The sequence below is a fragment of the Streptomyces sp. NPDC056580 genome (assembly GCF_042793175.1).
GTDB lineage: Bacteria > Actinomycetota > Actinomycetes > Streptomycetales > Streptomycetaceae > Streptomyces.
Map to the genome: position 1 here is coordinate 15273 of NZ_JBHTVE010000015.1, position 14227 is coordinate 29499.

The following is a 14227-nucleotide window of genomic DNA, read 5'->3' on the forward strand; positions in this document are numbered from 1 at the left end:
GCGGGCTGACTGCAAAGGTAAGCCTAACCTTATCCATTCTCCAGGGAATTTGAAGAGCCGCCCCGTGCGCCTATGGTGCTTGACGGACAAGTGACGACCCGCCGTCAATGACCCCAAGTGCCGACAAGCCGGAGGAGGCCCTGTGGAGCAGAGTGTGCAGGGCTCCGCCGACCCCTTCGGCGAGTCCCGGGCCCCGGCGCGGCAGCGCGCCGCCGAGCCGGCCGGCCGGCCGGACGCCGGCCCGCCCGGGGCGCGGGGCGAGCACACCCACGGGGGCGAGCACACCCACGGGGAGCCTCCCGTCCCACGGCCGAGGGCCGCCGTGCGTCGCTCCTCGGTGCGCGGGCAGATACTCGACGCGCTGCGGACGGCCCTGGTGGCGGGCGAGCTGAGACCGGGCGAGGTCTACTCGGCGCCCGCCCTCGGCGAGCGCTTCGGGGTGTCGGCGACGCCGGTGCGCGAGGCCATGCAGCAGCTCACCCTCGAGGGCGCCGTAGAGGTGGTGCCCAACCGCGGCTTCCGGGTCGTGCGGCGGGGCGCGCGGGAGCTGGCCGAGCTGGCCGAGGTGCGGGCGCTGCTGGAGGCGCCCGTGGTGCTGCGGCTGGCCCGTACGGTGCCCGCCGAGCGCTGGGCCGAACTGCGGCCGCTGGCCGAGGAGACGGTGCGCGCCGCGTCCTCCGGCTGCCCGGCCGCCTACGCGGAGACCGACCGCGCCTTCCACGGGGCGGTGCTCGCCCTCGCGGGCAACGCGCAACTGGTCCGGATGGCGGAGGACGTCCACCGGCGCTCCCAGTGGCCCCTGGCCGGCGGCCCGGCCCGGCACCGCAGCACCGACCTGATGGCCGACGCCGCCGAGCACACCGCCCTGCTGGACGCGCTGATCGCCCACGACCTCGACGTGGTGCGCAACCTGGTCGGCGACCACTTCGCGGGCGCCGCCTGAGCATGCCCGGCTGTGGCCGGGCCGGGTCGTACCGTCCCTCCGCTGTGGCCGGGCCGGACGGTACCGCCTCCCGCCGTGGCCGGAGCGGATAGTGCCGCCCCGGCCGGGGGCGTGGGTCAGGAACCGTTCCGCTCGCCGTGCGCGCTCTTGGAGTAGGCGTCGTGCCAGGCGGCCTTCGCGCCGGAGTCGCCGATGCGGTACACGTCCACCACGGCTCCGGCCGCCACCGCCAGGGACAGCACCGAGACCACGATCCGCACCGGCAGCGCGGTCAGCCGAGCGGTCCGCGCCGGGCCGTCGTCCGCGCCCTGCCGCCGCGGGCCGCGGGCCGACCACCACACGACCGCGGCCAGGACGAACAGGCCGAGCGCCCACGGCAGCAGCCCGTCGCCCAGCTCGGTGTGCCGCCGCACCAGCGCGTCGTCGTCGACGTGCCGCTCCAGCCACTCGCCGGCCTGAGTGGTCAGCGGCACGCTGACCAGGGCGACGAGGGCGAGCGAGGGCAGCAGCACGCCGAGCCGCCGGGCGGCCCGCGGCCAGACCGCGCCGGCCACCAGGGCCAGCGCGGTCAGCGGTATCAGTACGACGACCAGGTGGACCAGCAGGACATGGGCCGGCAGGCCGTTGACCAGACTCATCGAGCACTCCTGAGGGGGTCGGGGCGCGCCACACTGGCACAGCAACCTCTCAGCCCGCTCTGAGACCGCCCTCAGGCCGTCGCGGCACCCGGCGCCGGCGGCGCCAGCTGGTGGGCCAGCCAGGTCGGGACGCCGCCCAGCAGCCGGAACAGCCGCCGGGCCTCCTCGCGCAGCCGTGACGCCTCCGGCTCCGACTCCGCGTCCGCCAGGGAGGCCAGCGCGGGGGCCGTGCCCACGAGGTAGCCCAGTTCCTCGCGGATCCGCAGCGACTCGGCGAAGCCGTGCCGGGCCTCCGCCAACTCCCCGTCGCGCAGGGCAAGTCCGGCGAGGTGACGCCAGGTGAAGGACAGCAGCAGCGGATCGGCGTGCGCCGTGGCGCCCGCGTGGGCGCGGCGGTAGGCCGCCCGCGCCGCCTGCGGGGACCGGGCCAGGTTCTCCGCCAGCAGTCCCCGCCGGAAGTCCAGCACCGCCCGTCCCACGGCCCCCGGCGGGATCAGCGCCGCCGCCCGCCCCAGCGCGGCCCGTGCCTCGTCCGCCCGGTCCCGTACGCCGTGCAGCGTGGCCGCGTAGGCGAGTTGGCCGCGTTCGCAGGCGGCCGCCCCGCGCTCCTCGTCGGTGTGAGCCTGCGCCTCCGCGGTGCGCAGCGCGTCCTCCGCCTCGGCCCAGCCCCGCTCCGTGTACAGGCACCGCTCGACCAGCAGCGCCGCCCGCTGCAGGGTCGCGGCCGGGGTGTCCGCCGGCAGCATGGCCGCCGCGTCGGCCCAGCAGGCCCGCGAGCGCAACCGCCATACCGCGGTCTGGAGCGGATCGTCACCGGCGGTCGTTCCGTTACCAGACATGGCGGAATGCGCCACGTTGCCCTCCCCGAGCACGCCGTCGAGCTGTTGAGTGGTGGCGGCATTCCAGCACCAATCATGGTGCTGGGCCAAGGGGGTGGGTGAAAGAATTCACAAAGTCGGGGGACCTCGGCGTGACCGGGTCCGGCCGTGCCGTGCCCGGGTCGACTCAGCTCATCCGCAGCGCCAGGAAGAAGTCCAGCTTGTCCTCGAGGCGCGACAGGTCCCGTCCCGTCAACTGCTCGATTCGGCCGACCCGGTAGCGCAGCGTGTTGACGTGCAGGTGGAGCCGGGTGGCGCAGCGGGTCCAGGAGCCGTCGCAGTCGAGGAACGCCTCCAGGGTCGGGATCAGCTCGGCGCGGTGGCGGCGGTCGTAGTCGGTCAGCGGGTCCAGCAGGCGTGCCGTGAAGGCGCGGCGGACGTCGTCCGGGACGAACGGCAGCAGCAGCACGTGCGAGGCCAGCTCCTGGTGGCCGGCCGCGCAGACCCGGCCGGGGCGGGCCGCGGCGACCCGGCGGGCGTGCCGGGCCTCCTCCAGCGCGCCGCGCAGCCCCTCAGCCGAGTGCACGGCGGCGCTGACGCCCAGGGTCAGCCGGCCGTCGTCGGCCAGCCCCGCCGACAGCGGCTCCCGCACCGCCTGCAGCAGAGCGTCGGCGAGCAGCCCGGTCCCGGAGCCGTCCTGGTCGGCGGAGACCGCCGGGAGCGGCACCAGGGCGATCGCCTCGTCCCCGGTGTGGGCGACGGCGATCCGGTCCGAGGGCTCGGGGCCGGTGGTCTGCGGGTCCACCAGGACCTCCTCCAGCAGCGACTGGGCGACCGGGCCGCCCTCCACCGCCGCGTCGTCCCACTCGACCCGGGCCACGACCACCTGCCAGTGCGGGGCCGCCCCGAGCCCGGGCAGCAGCACCGGCGCGGCCACCCGCAGCCGCGCGGCTATCTCGGCGGGCGCCGCACCGGTCTGCACCAGCTCCAGCACTTCCTGCGCGAGCCGGCGGCGCACCGTGCGCGCCGCGTCCCGCCGGTCGCGTTCCACGGCGATCAGCTGGGTGACGCCCTGCAGCAGGTCGAGGCGCTCCTCCGGCCAGTCCCCGGCGTCCGCCTCCACCGCCAGCAGCCAGTCCGACAGGACCGTCTCGCGCGTGTCGCGGGCGGCCTGCGGGGAGCGCCCGGAGGAGCGGATGGGGAAGAGGGAGTAGGTGGTGCCGTCCAGCGGGACCCGGTGCGGGCCGCGCCGGCCGGTGCGGACGGCGGCCAGGTGCTCGGCGGCCAGCCGCGCGCAGGTCCCGGCCGGCAGCGCCGGGCCCGCGACCTTGGAGCCGGCGATCAGCCGGCCGGTGGGGGAGAGCACCCAGGCGCGCAGGTCGAGGTCGGTGCCGAGCAGGTCCAGGACCACGTCGGGGCCGCCGCCCGCCGGGCCCGAGGTCATCATCCGCCGGTGCCGGTCCACCACGGCCGCCAGATCGCCGGCCCGCTCCCCGGAGACCTGCCGCACCACGTGCTCGGTGATCGTCGCGAACGCCACCGACTCGTGCACCGCGAACAGCGGCAGCCGGTGCCGCGCGCAGGCCAGCACCAGGTCGTCCGGCACATCGCCCAGCTCGGCCTCGCCGGCCGCCAGCGCCGCCACCCCGGCCTGCACCAGGATCCGCACGAAGGGCTCGGAGTCGCCGGCGTCGCGGCGCCAGGCCAGGCCGGTCAGCACCAGCTCGCCACCGGACAGATAGCGGCTCGGATCGCGCAGGTCGGTGGTCATGACCCCGCGCACGGAGCGGTCCAGCTCGTCCTCGCCGCCGAGCAGCCGCAGCCCCAGCGCATCGGTGTCCAGCAGTGCGCGCAGCCGCATCTCGTCGCCGCCGTTCTGTGTCTCGAAATCTACGATGAATCCTGATGGGGACCCGTGACGGGCCCCGCCGGACCCGGATGTCCGGGCCGTGCGGCGGGGCCGCCGGGCCGGCACCCGCGTTTCCCGGGGAAAACGGAGAGGTTACCGATGACCTCCGTTCATACGAATCTACAAGATGCCCGTCGTGGCCAGCCAACTCCTTCATGGTTTCGGTGACTGACCCCGCCGGAGTACGGGGCGGTGTACTGAGCCCACTCCGCGTAAAGAGCACATGAACGAGCCGGGACCGCCGCACACGGATTGGCTCAATCTGCACGACTCACGAGACGAAGAAGAGAGCCGGTCATGGACTTCCTTCGCCCCGCCAGCTGGGAGGAGGCGCTCGCCGCGAAGGCCGAGCACCCCACCGCTGTGCCGATTGCGGGTGGCACCGACGTGATGGTCGAGATCAACTTCGACCACCGGCGGCCCGAGTACCTGCTCGACCTGGGCCGCGTGGGCGACCTGTACGAGTGGGAGGTCGGCGAGGACATCGTCCGGCTGGGCGCCTCGGTCCCCTACACGAAGATCATGGAGAACCTCCGTGCCGAGCTGCCGGGCCTCGCGCTCGCCTCGCACACGGTCGCATCCCCGCAGATCCGCAACCGCGGCGGCGTCGGCGGCAACCTCGGCACGGCCTCGCCCGCCGGCGACGCCCACCCCGCCCTGCTCGCGGCGGGCGCGGACGTCGAGGTGGAGTCGGCCGCCCGCGGCACCCGGCTCGTCCCGATCGACGCCTTCTACACCGGCGTCAAGCGCAACGCCCTCCAGCCCGACGAGCTGATCCGCGCGGTCCACGTCAAGAAGGCGGACGGTCCGCAGCAGTACTCCAAGGTCGGCACCCGCAACGCCATGGTGATCGCCGTGTGCGCGTTCGGCCTCGCCCTGCACCCCGAGACCCGCACCGTGCGCACCGGCATCGGCTCCGCCGCGCCCACGCCGGTCCGGGCGAAGGCGGCCGAGGAGTTCCTGAACGCGGCCCTGGAGGAGGGCGGCTTCTGGGACAACGGGAAGATCGTCACCCCGTCGGTCGCCAAGCGGTTCGCGGAGCTGTGCTCCGGCGCCTGCAACCCGATCGACGACGTCCGGGGCACCGCGAGCTACCGCCGGCACGCGGTCGGCGTCATGGCCCGCCGGACGCTCACCTGGACCTGGGAGTCCTACCGCGGCGCCCGCCGCACCACCGAGGGAGCTGCGTGATGCGAGTCAACTTCACCGTCAACGGACGCCCGCAGGAGGCCGACGACGTCTGGGAGGGCGAGTCCCTGCTGTACGTGCTGCGCGAGCGTCTCGGGCTGCCCGGTTCCAAGAACGCCTGCGAGCAGGGCGAGTGCGGCTCCTGCACGGTGCGCCTGGACGGCGTGCCGGTGTGCGCCTGCCTGGTCGCCGCCGGCCAGGCCGAGGGCCGCGAGGTGGTGACCGTCGAGGGCCTGGCGGACTACGCCAGGCAGCGCTCGTGCGGCGGCTCGGACGGCACCTCGCTGGACGAGGCCAAGGCCTGGCAGGCCAGGGGCACCGACTCGCAGACCGGCGAGGGCGCCGAACTCAGCCCCGTGCAGCAGGCGTTCATCGACGCCGGCGCCGTGCAGTGCGGCTTCTGCACCCCGGGCCTGCTGGTCGCCGCCGACGAGATGCTGGAGCACAACCCCAACCCGACCGACGCGGACATCCGCGAGGCCCTGTCGGGCAACCTGTGCCGCTGCACCGGCTACGAGAAGATCATGGACGCGGTCCGCCTGGCCGCCGCCCGCCAGTCCGAGGGAGTCTGACATGCCGTCCCCCGCTCTCGGCTCCGCTCGGACGGGCGGTGCCCCCACCGGCACTCCTACCAAGATCACGCAGGGCTCGCAGACCAAGGGCGGCGTGGGCGAGTCCACGCTCCGCCCGGACGGCACCCTGAAGGTCACCGGCGAGTTCGCGTACTCGTCCGACATGTGGCACGAGGACATGCTGTGGGGCCAGATCCTGCGCTCCACCGTCGCGCACGCCGAGATCGTGTCCATCGACACCTCCGAGGCCCTCGCCCTGCCCGGCGTGTACGCGGTGATGACCTACGACGACCTGCCCACCGAGGTGCGCAACTACGGGCTGGAGATCCAGGACACCCCCGTCCTCGCCCACGGCAAGGTGCGCCACCACGGCGAACCGGTCGCGATCGTCGCCGCCGACCACCCGGAGACCGCCCGCCGCGCCGCCGCCAAGATCAAGGTCGAGTACCGGGAACTGCCCGTCATCACCGACGAGGCCTCCGCGACCGCCCCGGACGCGGTCCTCGTGCACGAGAACCGCGACGACCACCACTTCGGGCACGTCCCGCACCCGAACATCGTGCACCGCCAGCCGATCGTCCGCGGCGACGTGGCGGCGGCACGCGGGCGGGCCGACGTCATCGTCGAGGGCGAGTACACCTTCGGCATGCAGGACCAGGCCTTCCTCGGCCCCGAGTCCGGCCTCGCGGTGCCCGAGGAGGACGGCGGCGTCCACCTCTACATCGCCACCCAGTGGCTCCACTCCGACCTGCGTCAGATGGCGCCCGTCCTCGGCCTGCCCGAGGACAAGGTGCGGATGACCCTGGCCGGCGTCGGCGGGGCCTTCGGCGGCCGTGAGGACCTGTCGATGCAGATCCACGCCTGCCTGCTGGCGATGCGCACCGGCAAGCCGGTGAAGATCGTCTACAACCGGTTCGAGTCCTTCTTCGGGCACGTCCACCGCCACCCGGCCAAGCTGTACTACGAGCACGGGGCCACCCGCGACGGCAAGCTGACCCACATGAAGTGCCGCATCGTGCTGGACGGCGGCGCCTACGCCTCCGCCTCGCCGGCGGTGGTCGGCAACGCCTCCTCGCTCAGCGTCGGGCCGTACGTCGTCGAGAACGTCGACATCGAGGCCGTCGCCCTCTACACCAACAACCCGCCCTGCGGCGCCATGCGCGGCTTCGGCGCGGTCCAGGCGTGCTTCGCCTACGAGGCGCAGATGGACAAGCTGGCCGGTGAACTCGGCATGGACCCGGTGGAGTTCCGGCAGCTCAACGCGATGGAGCAGGGCACTCTCATGCCGACCGGGCAGCCGGTCGACTCCCCGGCCCCGGTCGCCGAACTGCTGCGCCGGGTCAAGGCGATGCCGCTGCCGCCCGAGCGCCAGTGGGAGTCCAGCGAGGGCGCCGACGTGCGGCAGCTCCCCGGCGGTCTGTCCAACACCACGCACGGCGAGGGCGTCGTCCGCGGCGTCGGCTACGCGGTCGGCATCAAGAACGTCGGCTTCTCCGAGGGCTTCGACGACTACTCCACCGCGCGTGTCCGGATGGAGGTGATCGCCGGCGAACCGGTGGCCACCGTGCACACCGCGATGGCGGAGGTGGGCCAGGGCGGCGTCACCGTGCACGCGCAGATCGCCCGCACCGAGCTCGGCGTCAGCCAGGTGACCATCCACCCCGCCGACACCCAGGTGGGCAGCGCCGGTTCGACCTCGGCCTCCCGGCAGACGTACGTCACCGGCGGCGCCGTGAAGAACGCCTGCGAACTGGTCCGCGAGAAGGTCCTGGAGATCGGGCGCCGCAGGTTCGGCTCCTACCACCCGGCCTGGGCCACGGCCGAACTCCTGCTGGAGGGAGGCAAGGTGGTCACCGACGGGGGCGAGGTCCTCGGCGACCTGGTCGACGTCCTGGAGGACGAGGCCGTGGAGATCGAGGCGGAGTGGCGGCACCGGCCGACCGAACCCTTCGACCTGCGCACCGGCCAGGGCAACGGCCACGTCCAGTACTCCTTCGCCGCGCACCGCGCCGTCGTCGAGGTCGACACCGAACTCGGCCTGGTCAAGGTCGTCGAACTGGCCTGCGCCCAGGACGTCGGCAAGGCGCTCAACCCGCTCTCCGTCGTCGGCCAGATCCAGGGCGGTACGACGCAGGGGCTCGGAGTCGCGGTGATGGAGGAGATCGTCGTCGACCCGAAGACCGCCAAGGTCAGGAACCCCTCCTTCACGGACTACCTGATCCCCACGATCCTCGACACGCCGACCATCCCCGTCGACGTGCTCGAACTCGCCGACGACCACGCCCCGTACGGGCTCCGTGGCATCGGCGAAGCCCCGACCCTGTCGTCGACCCCGGCCGTCCTCGCGGCGATCCGGAACGCGACCGGACTGGAGCTGAACCGCACACCGGTCCGCCCGGAACACCTCACGGGCACCGCGTAGCACCGGCCGCCGTCGCGTGCGCGGACGCCGCGACGGCGGCACCCCGGCGCCGGGCAACGCCCGGCCCACGGCCACCCCGGCGCCGGTCAGCGAGTACCACGTTCGTCTCGGGCCGTCCCCCGGGCCGTCCAATCCCAAATCCCGCCTGCCGCCCGACGGCAGCCGGGTGCCCCTGTGAACCTTGGGAGTTGGCCCATGACCCAGCAGTCAGTGGAGCCCAGGACCACAGCCGAAGACGCGGGCGAAGGCACCCGCGTCCCGGCCGGCAGGTCCTGGCTCGACCGGTACTTCCACATAACCGGCAGAGGATCGACGGTCGCGCGTGAGGTGCGCGGCGGCATCACCACCTTCATGGCGATGGCGTACATCCTGCTGCTCAACCCCCTGATCCTGTCCGGCAAGGACGCCGCCGGTGACACCCTCGGCCAGAAGGCCCTGATCACCGCGACCGCGTTCGCCGCGGCCCTCACCACGCTGCTGATGGGCTTCGTCGGCAAGGTGCCCCTCGCGCTCGCCGCCGGACTGTCGGTCTCCGGCGTCCTGTCCTCGCAGGTCGTCCCCAACATGACCTGGCCGCAGGCCATGGGCATGTGCGTGCTGTACGGCGCCGTCATCATGCTGCTGGTCGTCACCGGCCTGCGCGAGATGATCATGAACGCGATCCCGCTCGCGCTCAAGCACGGCATCACCATGGGCATCGGCCTGTTCATCGCCCTGATCGGCTTCTACAAGGCCGGCTTCGTGCACCAGGGCAAGGCCACCCCGGTGAGCCTCGGCCCGGCCGGCGAGCTCACCGGCTGGCCGGTCCTCCTCTTCGCCGGCACCCTGCTGCTGATCTTCATGCTGCAGGCCCGGAACGTCCCCGGCGCCATCCTCATCGGCATCGTCACCGGCACGGTGGTCGCCGCCGTCCTCAACGGCCTCGGCGTGGTCGACCCCGAGCAGTGGGCCGGCGGCGCGCCCGCCCTGGAAGGCAGCGCGATCTCGATGCCCGACTTCTCGCTCTTCGGGCACGTGGAGTTCGGCGGCTGGGGCCAGGTCGGCGCGATGACCGTCGGCATGATCGTCTTCACCCTGGTGCTGGCCGGCTTCTTCGACGCGATGGCCACCATCATCGGCGTCGGCACCGAGGCGAAGCTCGCCGACGACAAGGGCCGGATGCCGGGCCTGTCCAAGGCGCTGTTCATCGACGGCGCCGGCGGCGCGATCGGCGGTGTGGCGGGCGGCTCCGGCCAGACGGTGTTCATCGAGTCGGCCACCGGGGTCGGCGAGGGCGCCCGCACGGGTCTCGCCTCGGTCGTCACCGGACTCCTCTTCGCCGCCTGCCTGTTCTTCACCCCGCTGACCGCGATCGTCCCGCAGGAGGTCGCCTCAGCCGCCCTGGTCGTCATCGGCGCCATGATGCTGATGAACGCCCGGCACGTGGACTGGGCCGACCGGGCCACCGCCATCCCGGTCTTCCTGACGGTCGTCCTGATGCCGTTCACGTACACCATCACCACCGGGGTGGCCGCGGGCGTCATCTCCTACACGGCCATCAAGACCGCCCAGGGCAGGGCCCGGGAGATCGGCGCCTTCATGTGGGGGCTGACGGTGATCTTCCTGGTCTACTTCGCCCTCCACCCGATCGAGGGCTGGCTGGGCGTCCACTAGGACCTGCCCGGCCGACTCACCCGAACCGCGATCCCGTTAGGAGACCGAGAGATGCTGGACATCGCCGAGGAGCTGAATCGGTGGGTCGAGCAGGGCCGCGACTTCGCCGTCGCCACCGTGGTGGCCGTCGGCGGCAGCGCCCCGCGGCAGCCGGGCGCCGCCCTCGCGGTGGACGCCGACGGCACGGCCGTGGGCTCGGTCTCCGGCGGGTGCGTGGAGGGCGCCGTGTACGAGCTGTGCCGGCAGGCGCTCGAGGACGGGGAGACCGTCCTCGAACGCTTCGGATACAGCGACGAGGACGCCTTCGCCGTCGGTCTGACCTGCGGCGGCGTCATCGACATCCTCGTCACGCCGGTCCGGTCGGACGGTCCCGTCCGGCCGGTGCTCGCGGCCGCGCTGGCCGCCGCCGCGAGCGGCGAGGCGGCGGCGGTCGCCCGGATCGCCGAGGGCCCGGCCGCACTGCGCGGCCGCGCCCTGCTGGTCCGTCCCGACGGGTCCCGCGAAGGCGGCTTCGGCGACCTGCCCGAACTGGACCGCACGGTGGCCGCCGAGGCCGGCGCCTTCCTGGACGCGGGCCGCACCGGCACCCTGGAGATCGGCGCCCGGGGCTCGCGCTGCGGCTCCCCGCTCACCGTGCTGGTGGAGTCCTCGGTCCCCGCGCCCCGCATGATCGTCTTCGGCGCGATCGACTTCGCCTCCGCGCTGGTGCGGGTCGGCAAGTTCCTCGGCTACCACGTCACGGTGTGCGACGCCCGCCCGGTCTTCGCCACCCGGGCCCGCTTCCCGGAGGCCGACGAGATCGTCGTCGAGTGGCCCCACGAGTACCTGGAGCGCACGGACGTCGACGGCCGCACCGTCCTGTGCGTCCTCACCCACGACGCCAAGTTCGACGTGCCGCTGCTCCGGCTGGCCCTGCGCCTGCCGGTCGCCTACGTCGGCGCGATGGGCTCGCGCCGCACCCACCTGGACCGCAACGAGCGGCTGCGCGCGGTCGGCGTCAGCGAACTCGAACTGAGCCGTCTGCGGTCCCCGATCGGCCTCGATCTCGGGGCCCGCACCCCCGAGGAGACGGCCCTGTCGATCGCCGCGGAGATCGTCGCGGGCCGCCGCGGCGGCAGCGGCGTCTCGCTCACCGGCGCCCACACACCGATCCACCACGACACGGCGCCGGCGCGCGCGGACCGCATCGGTTCGGTGGCCTGAGCGGCCGTCAGCCGGTCACGCCCGCCGGAGCAGCCGGTTCGCCGTGTGTCCGAAAATCGCCCGTGCCGTGCGGGCCACGAGCCCGTCGAAGAGGCGGGGGACGAAGCGGATCCGCGCGTCCTCCCGCCACACCACCCGGCTCCGGCCGCCCGGCCGGGGCGAGACCTCGATCTCGGCCCAGCCGAGGATCACCCGCCCGTGCTTCTCCAGGCGGCACAGCCCCGCTCCGCCGTCCGCGGGCGGGCGCCAGACGGTGACCTCCATCGGGTCGTCGAAGCCGAACGGGCCGACGCCCGTGCGGGCCACGAAACCGGTGCCGGCACGGGTCGGCGCGGGGGTGAGGACGGTGATCCGGGTGAGCGGCACCGCCTCGGCGTGGCGGGGCCACTCGGTGAGCCGCCGCCACGCCTCCTCGGGCGGGAGCGGCACGGTGCGTTCGACGGAGAAGAAGGGCACGGCACGATCGTAGGCGTGCGTCGCCGCCCGCCCGCGCCGACCGGGACCCCGGATCACCCGCCCGGGCGCGCGGCCGCGGCCCCCGGTCCGACGGGGCGCGCGGCCGCGGCCCCGGCCTGCTCAGGGCCGCGCACCCCGGCCTGCTCAGGGCCGGTACACCTTGCCCGGCTCGGCCTTCCCCGGCGCCAGCAGCTGGGGCACCGTCACGAAGACGTAGCCGCGGGCCTTCAGCGCGTCGATGATGCCGGGCACGGCCGGCACGGTGCCCCGGTATATGTCGTGCAGCAGGATGATGCCGTCCCGGGAGGCCTGCTCCAGGACCCGCTCGGTGATCAGCGCCGAGTCGTTGGTCGTGTAGTCCTTGGCGGTCACGCTCCAGAGCACCTCGGCCAGGCCCAGCTCCTTGCAGATCCGGTGCACATCGGCGTCGGTGCGGCCCTGCGGCGGGCGCATCAGCGTCGGCCGGCGCCCGGTGAGCCGCTCTATCTCCTCGTTGGGCCGCGTCAGTTCCTCGCGTATCCGCTCGTCGGGGATCCGGGTGAGGATCCGGTGGTCCCAGGTGTGGCTGGCGACCTCGTGGCCCTCGGCCGCCATCCGCTTGACCAGCTCGGGGTAGGTGTCGATGTGCCGCTTGCCGAGCAGGAAGAAGGTCGCCGGCACCTTCTTCTCCTTCAGGATGTCGAGCAGCCGGGCCGAATTCTCGCTCGGCCCCGCGTCGAAGGTCAGCGCGATGCACTTCGCCGCACGGCAGTCCACCGCCCCCAGCCCGGCCGGCGCCCCGTGTGCCCCGGCCGCTTCGGCGCGCACGGTGCTGGGCGAGGTCGTGTCGACCTGCGCGCAGCCCGAGAGCGTCAGCGCCAGACAGAGGGCCGCCGAGGAGAGCGCGGACAGACGCAACCCGCGCGCCGGTCGGCGCATCTTCCTGGGCGCGGGCAGCGGGGCCGGGCTCTTGCCGGCCGGAGTCGTGAGAGGCATGCCGGGACTATACACTCGGTTCATAGCTCAAGCATTCGATTTATTTCGGCCAAGCGAGCGCCCGGCGGCAGGGTCGTAGCACCATGGAGGGGCGGGGGAGTGAGGGACTTCCGGCGAGAGGACCGCGCATGCGCTTCCGCGACCGCGCCGAGGCCGGACGGGCGCTCGCCCGCCCGCTGGGCGACCTGCGCGACCGCGGCGAACTGCCCGACCCCGTCGTCCTGGCCCTGCCGCGCGGCGGGATCGCGGTCGCGGTGCCCGTCGCCCGGGCCCTGGGCGCACCCCTCGACGTGCTCGTCGTGCGCAAGATCGGCGCCCCGCACCACGAGGAGTTCGCCGTCGGCGCCCTCGCGGCCGGCGACCCGCCGCTCTTCGACGCCGCCACCCTCGGTCGTCTGGGCCTGAGCGAGGAGCGGCTCGCCCCGGTCGTGGAGCGGGAGCGGCGCGAACTGGCCCGCAGAGAGCGCCGGTACCGCGGCGACCGCCCGCCCCCGGAGCTGCGCGGCCGCACCGTGATCGTCGTCGACGACGGCCTGGCCACCGGCGCCACCGCCCGCGCCGCCCTGCGTCATGTGCGGCGCCGGGAACCCGCCCGGCTCGTCCTGGCCGTCCCGGTCGGCGCCCCCGACTCGCTCGACTCGCTCGCGGCGGAGGCGGACACGATCGTCTGCCCGCACCGGCCCGCCGCGTTCTGGGCGGTCGGCCAGTTCTACGACGACTTCGGTCAACTCACCGACGCCGACGTGCTCGACGCCCTGCACGTGAGCTGACCGGCCGGAGGGCGAGGAGCGGACATACCCCGACTGGGCGAGGCCGAGGCGCGACGCCGGTTCACCGCCGCCCCGGTGGCCCGGCTGGCCACCGTCGACGCGGCGGGCCGCCCGCACCAGGTGCCGGTCGTCTTCGCCCACCACGTCCCCGGCGGCGCCGACCGGCTCGTCACGGCCGTCGACCACAGACCGAAGACCACCACCCGCCTCAAGCGGCTGGCCAACCTGGCCCGGCACCCCGCGGTGTGCCTGCTCGTTGACGCCTGCGACGAGGACTGGGACCGCCTGCGGTGGGTACGCGCGGACGGCGAGGCCGGCGTCCTGCCGCCCGGCGCGGCCGACCCGGCCGTACGGCGGGCACGGGAGACGGCCCTGGCGCTGCTGTGCGCCAAGTGCCCGCGGTGCCGGGCGCGTCCGCCGGCCGGACCGGTGGCCGACATCGCCGTGCTGCGGTGGACCGGCCGGCGGACCGAGGCGTCCGAATCGCCGTGAAATCGAGGAAAGGCAACGGGGGGATGAGTTCCCCCCGTTCTGGTGGTTCGGCACCGTGATCCGCCGGAACGTCGTGCCTGTCGATGTAAAGCGCGGGAAAAGAGATTGTGCCGCCAAAACTCCTCCGAATCGGAGAACGTGCAGGTCGAGGGCTCGTAACTGCCTTGCACCGAGCGTGCGTTCGCGTA

General features: G+C 73.8%; 13 protein-coding genes. 8 read left to right on the forward strand and 5 right to left on the reverse strand.

Annotated features, from left to right (window positions below; all coding sequences use genetic code 11):
- The first annotated feature begins 142 nt into the window (after positions 1–142).
- Entirely contained in the window at positions 143–943 is an 801-nt protein-coding gene (locus ACFQ9Z_RS29785; protein ID WP_383025783.1) for a GntR family transcriptional regulator, read from the forward strand.
- 116 nt (positions 944–1059) lie between these two features.
- Here the strand turns inward: ACFQ9Z_RS29785 and ACFQ9Z_RS29790 are convergent, their stop codons facing one another.
- From ACFQ9Z_RS29790 to ACFQ9Z_RS29800, 3 genes are all read right to left on the reverse strand, one after another.
- Positions 1060–1581: a DUF2231 domain-containing protein gene (locus ACFQ9Z_RS29790; RefSeq protein WP_383025786.1), complete on the reverse strand. Its 522-nt coding sequence runs from the start codon at positions 1579–1581 to the stop codon at positions 1060–1062.
- A gap of 71 nt (positions 1582–1652) precedes the next feature.
- On the reverse strand, positions 1653–2420 hold the full coding sequence (locus ACFQ9Z_RS29795) for a hypothetical protein (protein WP_383025789.1): 768 nt from the start codon (positions 2418–2420) through the stop codon (positions 1653–1655).
- 166 nt (positions 2421–2586) lie between these two features.
- On the reverse strand, positions 2587–4260 hold the full coding sequence (locus ACFQ9Z_RS29800; RefSeq protein WP_383025792.1) for a PucR family transcriptional regulator: 1674 nt from the start codon (positions 4258–4260) through the stop codon (positions 2587–2589).
- A 345-nt stretch (positions 4261–4605) separates the two neighbouring features.
- On the opposite strand from ACFQ9Z_RS29800, the gene ACFQ9Z_RS29805 reads away from it, so the two are divergent.
- From ACFQ9Z_RS29805 to ACFQ9Z_RS29825, 5 genes are all read left to right on the forward strand, one after another.
- Positions 4606–5499, forward strand: coding sequence for an FAD binding domain-containing protein (locus tag ACFQ9Z_RS29805; protein ID WP_383025795.1), 894 nt, complete (start codon positions 4606–4608; stop codon positions 5497–5499).
- Positions 5499–6068, forward strand: a complete 570-nt coding sequence (locus tag ACFQ9Z_RS29810; protein WP_383025800.1) for a (2Fe-2S)-binding protein — start codon at positions 5499–5501, stop codon at positions 6066–6068. Before ACFQ9Z_RS29805 ends, ACFQ9Z_RS29810 begins: the two co-directional genes overlap by 1 nt.
- Before the next feature lies 1 nt (position 6069).
- A complete protein-coding gene (locus tag ACFQ9Z_RS29815; protein ID WP_383025803.1) occupies positions 6070–8490 on the forward strand; it encodes a xanthine dehydrogenase family protein molybdopterin-binding subunit in 2421 nt (806 codons plus the stop codon).
- A gap of 195 nt (positions 8491–8685) precedes the next feature.
- Positions 8686–10143: an NCS2 family permease gene (locus ACFQ9Z_RS29820; protein ID WP_383025806.1), complete on the forward strand. Its 1458-nt coding sequence runs from the start codon at positions 8686–8688 to the stop codon at positions 10141–10143.
- Between the two features lie 51 nt (positions 10144–10194).
- The gene (locus tag ACFQ9Z_RS29825) at positions 10195–11346 is read left to right on the forward strand and encodes an XdhC family protein (protein ID WP_383025809.1); all 1152 of its coding nucleotides are present in this window, start codon (positions 10195–10197) and stop codon (positions 11344–11346) included.
- 15 nt (positions 11347–11361) lie between these two features.
- Here the strand turns inward: ACFQ9Z_RS29825 and ACFQ9Z_RS29830 are convergent, their stop codons facing one another.
- Complete coding sequence (locus ACFQ9Z_RS29830) at positions 11362–11802, reverse strand: SRPBCC family protein (RefSeq protein ID WP_383025814.1); 441 nt, start codon at positions 11800–11802, stop codon at positions 11362–11364.
- A 144-nt stretch (positions 11803–11946) separates the two neighbouring features.
- Positions 11947–12720, reverse strand: a complete 774-nt coding sequence (locus ACFQ9Z_RS29835) for a polysaccharide deacetylase family protein (RefSeq protein WP_383026448.1) — start codon at positions 12718–12720, stop codon at positions 11947–11949.
- A gap of 185 nt (positions 12721–12905) precedes the next feature.
- On the opposite strand from ACFQ9Z_RS29835, the gene ACFQ9Z_RS29840 reads away from it, so the two are divergent.
- The gene (locus ACFQ9Z_RS29840; RefSeq protein WP_383025817.1) at positions 12906–13547 is read left to right on the forward strand and encodes a phosphoribosyltransferase; all 642 of its coding nucleotides are present in this window, start codon (positions 12906–12908) and stop codon (positions 13545–13547) included.
- 24 nt (positions 13548–13571) lie between these two features.
- On the forward strand, positions 13572–14039 hold the full coding sequence (locus ACFQ9Z_RS29845; protein ID WP_383026453.1) for a TIGR03668 family PPOX class F420-dependent oxidoreductase: 468 nt from the start codon (positions 13572–13574) through the stop codon (positions 14037–14039).
- The last annotated feature ends 188 nt before the right edge of the window (positions 14040–14227 follow it).

What these genes read in the sequence shown, in the direction of transcription:
- ACFQ9Z_RS29840 (WP_383025817.1), top strand. Translation starts at nt 12,906, where the DNA reads ATGCGCTTCCGCGACCGCGCCGAGGCCGGACGGGCGCTCGCCCGCCCG.
- ACFQ9Z_RS29805 (WP_383025795.1), top strand. Translation starts at nt 4,606, where the DNA reads ATGGACTTCCTTCGCCCCGCCAGCTGGGAGGAGGCGCTCGCCGCGAAG.
- ACFQ9Z_RS29810 (WP_383025800.1), top strand. Translation starts at nt 5,499, where the DNA reads ATGCGAGTCAACTTCACCGTCAACGGACGCCCGCAGGAGGCCGACGAC.
- ACFQ9Z_RS29795 (WP_383025789.1), bottom strand. Translation starts at nt 2,420, where the DNA reads ATGTCTGGTAACGGAACGACCGCCGGTGACGATCCGCTCCAGACCGCG.
- ACFQ9Z_RS29835 (WP_383026448.1), bottom strand. Translation starts at nt 12,720, where the DNA reads ATGCGCCGACCGGCGCGCGGGTTGCGTCTGTCCGCGCTCTCCTCGGCG.
- ACFQ9Z_RS29800 (WP_383025792.1), bottom strand. Translation starts at nt 4,260, where the DNA reads ATGCGGCTGCGCGCACTGCTGGACACCGATGCGCTGGGGCTGCGGCTG.
- ACFQ9Z_RS29790 (WP_383025786.1), bottom strand. Translation starts at nt 1,581, where the DNA reads ATGAGTCTGGTCAACGGCCTGCCGGCCCATGTCCTGCTGGTCCACCTG.
- ACFQ9Z_RS29815 (WP_383025803.1), top strand. Translation starts at nt 6,070, where the DNA reads ATGCCGTCCCCCGCTCTCGGCTCCGCTCGGACGGGCGGTGCCCCCACC.
- ACFQ9Z_RS29820 (WP_383025806.1), top strand. Translation starts at nt 8,686, where the DNA reads ATGACCCAGCAGTCAGTGGAGCCCAGGACCACAGCCGAAGACGCGGGC.
- ACFQ9Z_RS29825 (WP_383025809.1), top strand. Translation starts at nt 10,195, where the DNA reads ATGCTGGACATCGCCGAGGAGCTGAATCGGTGGGTCGAGCAGGGCCGC.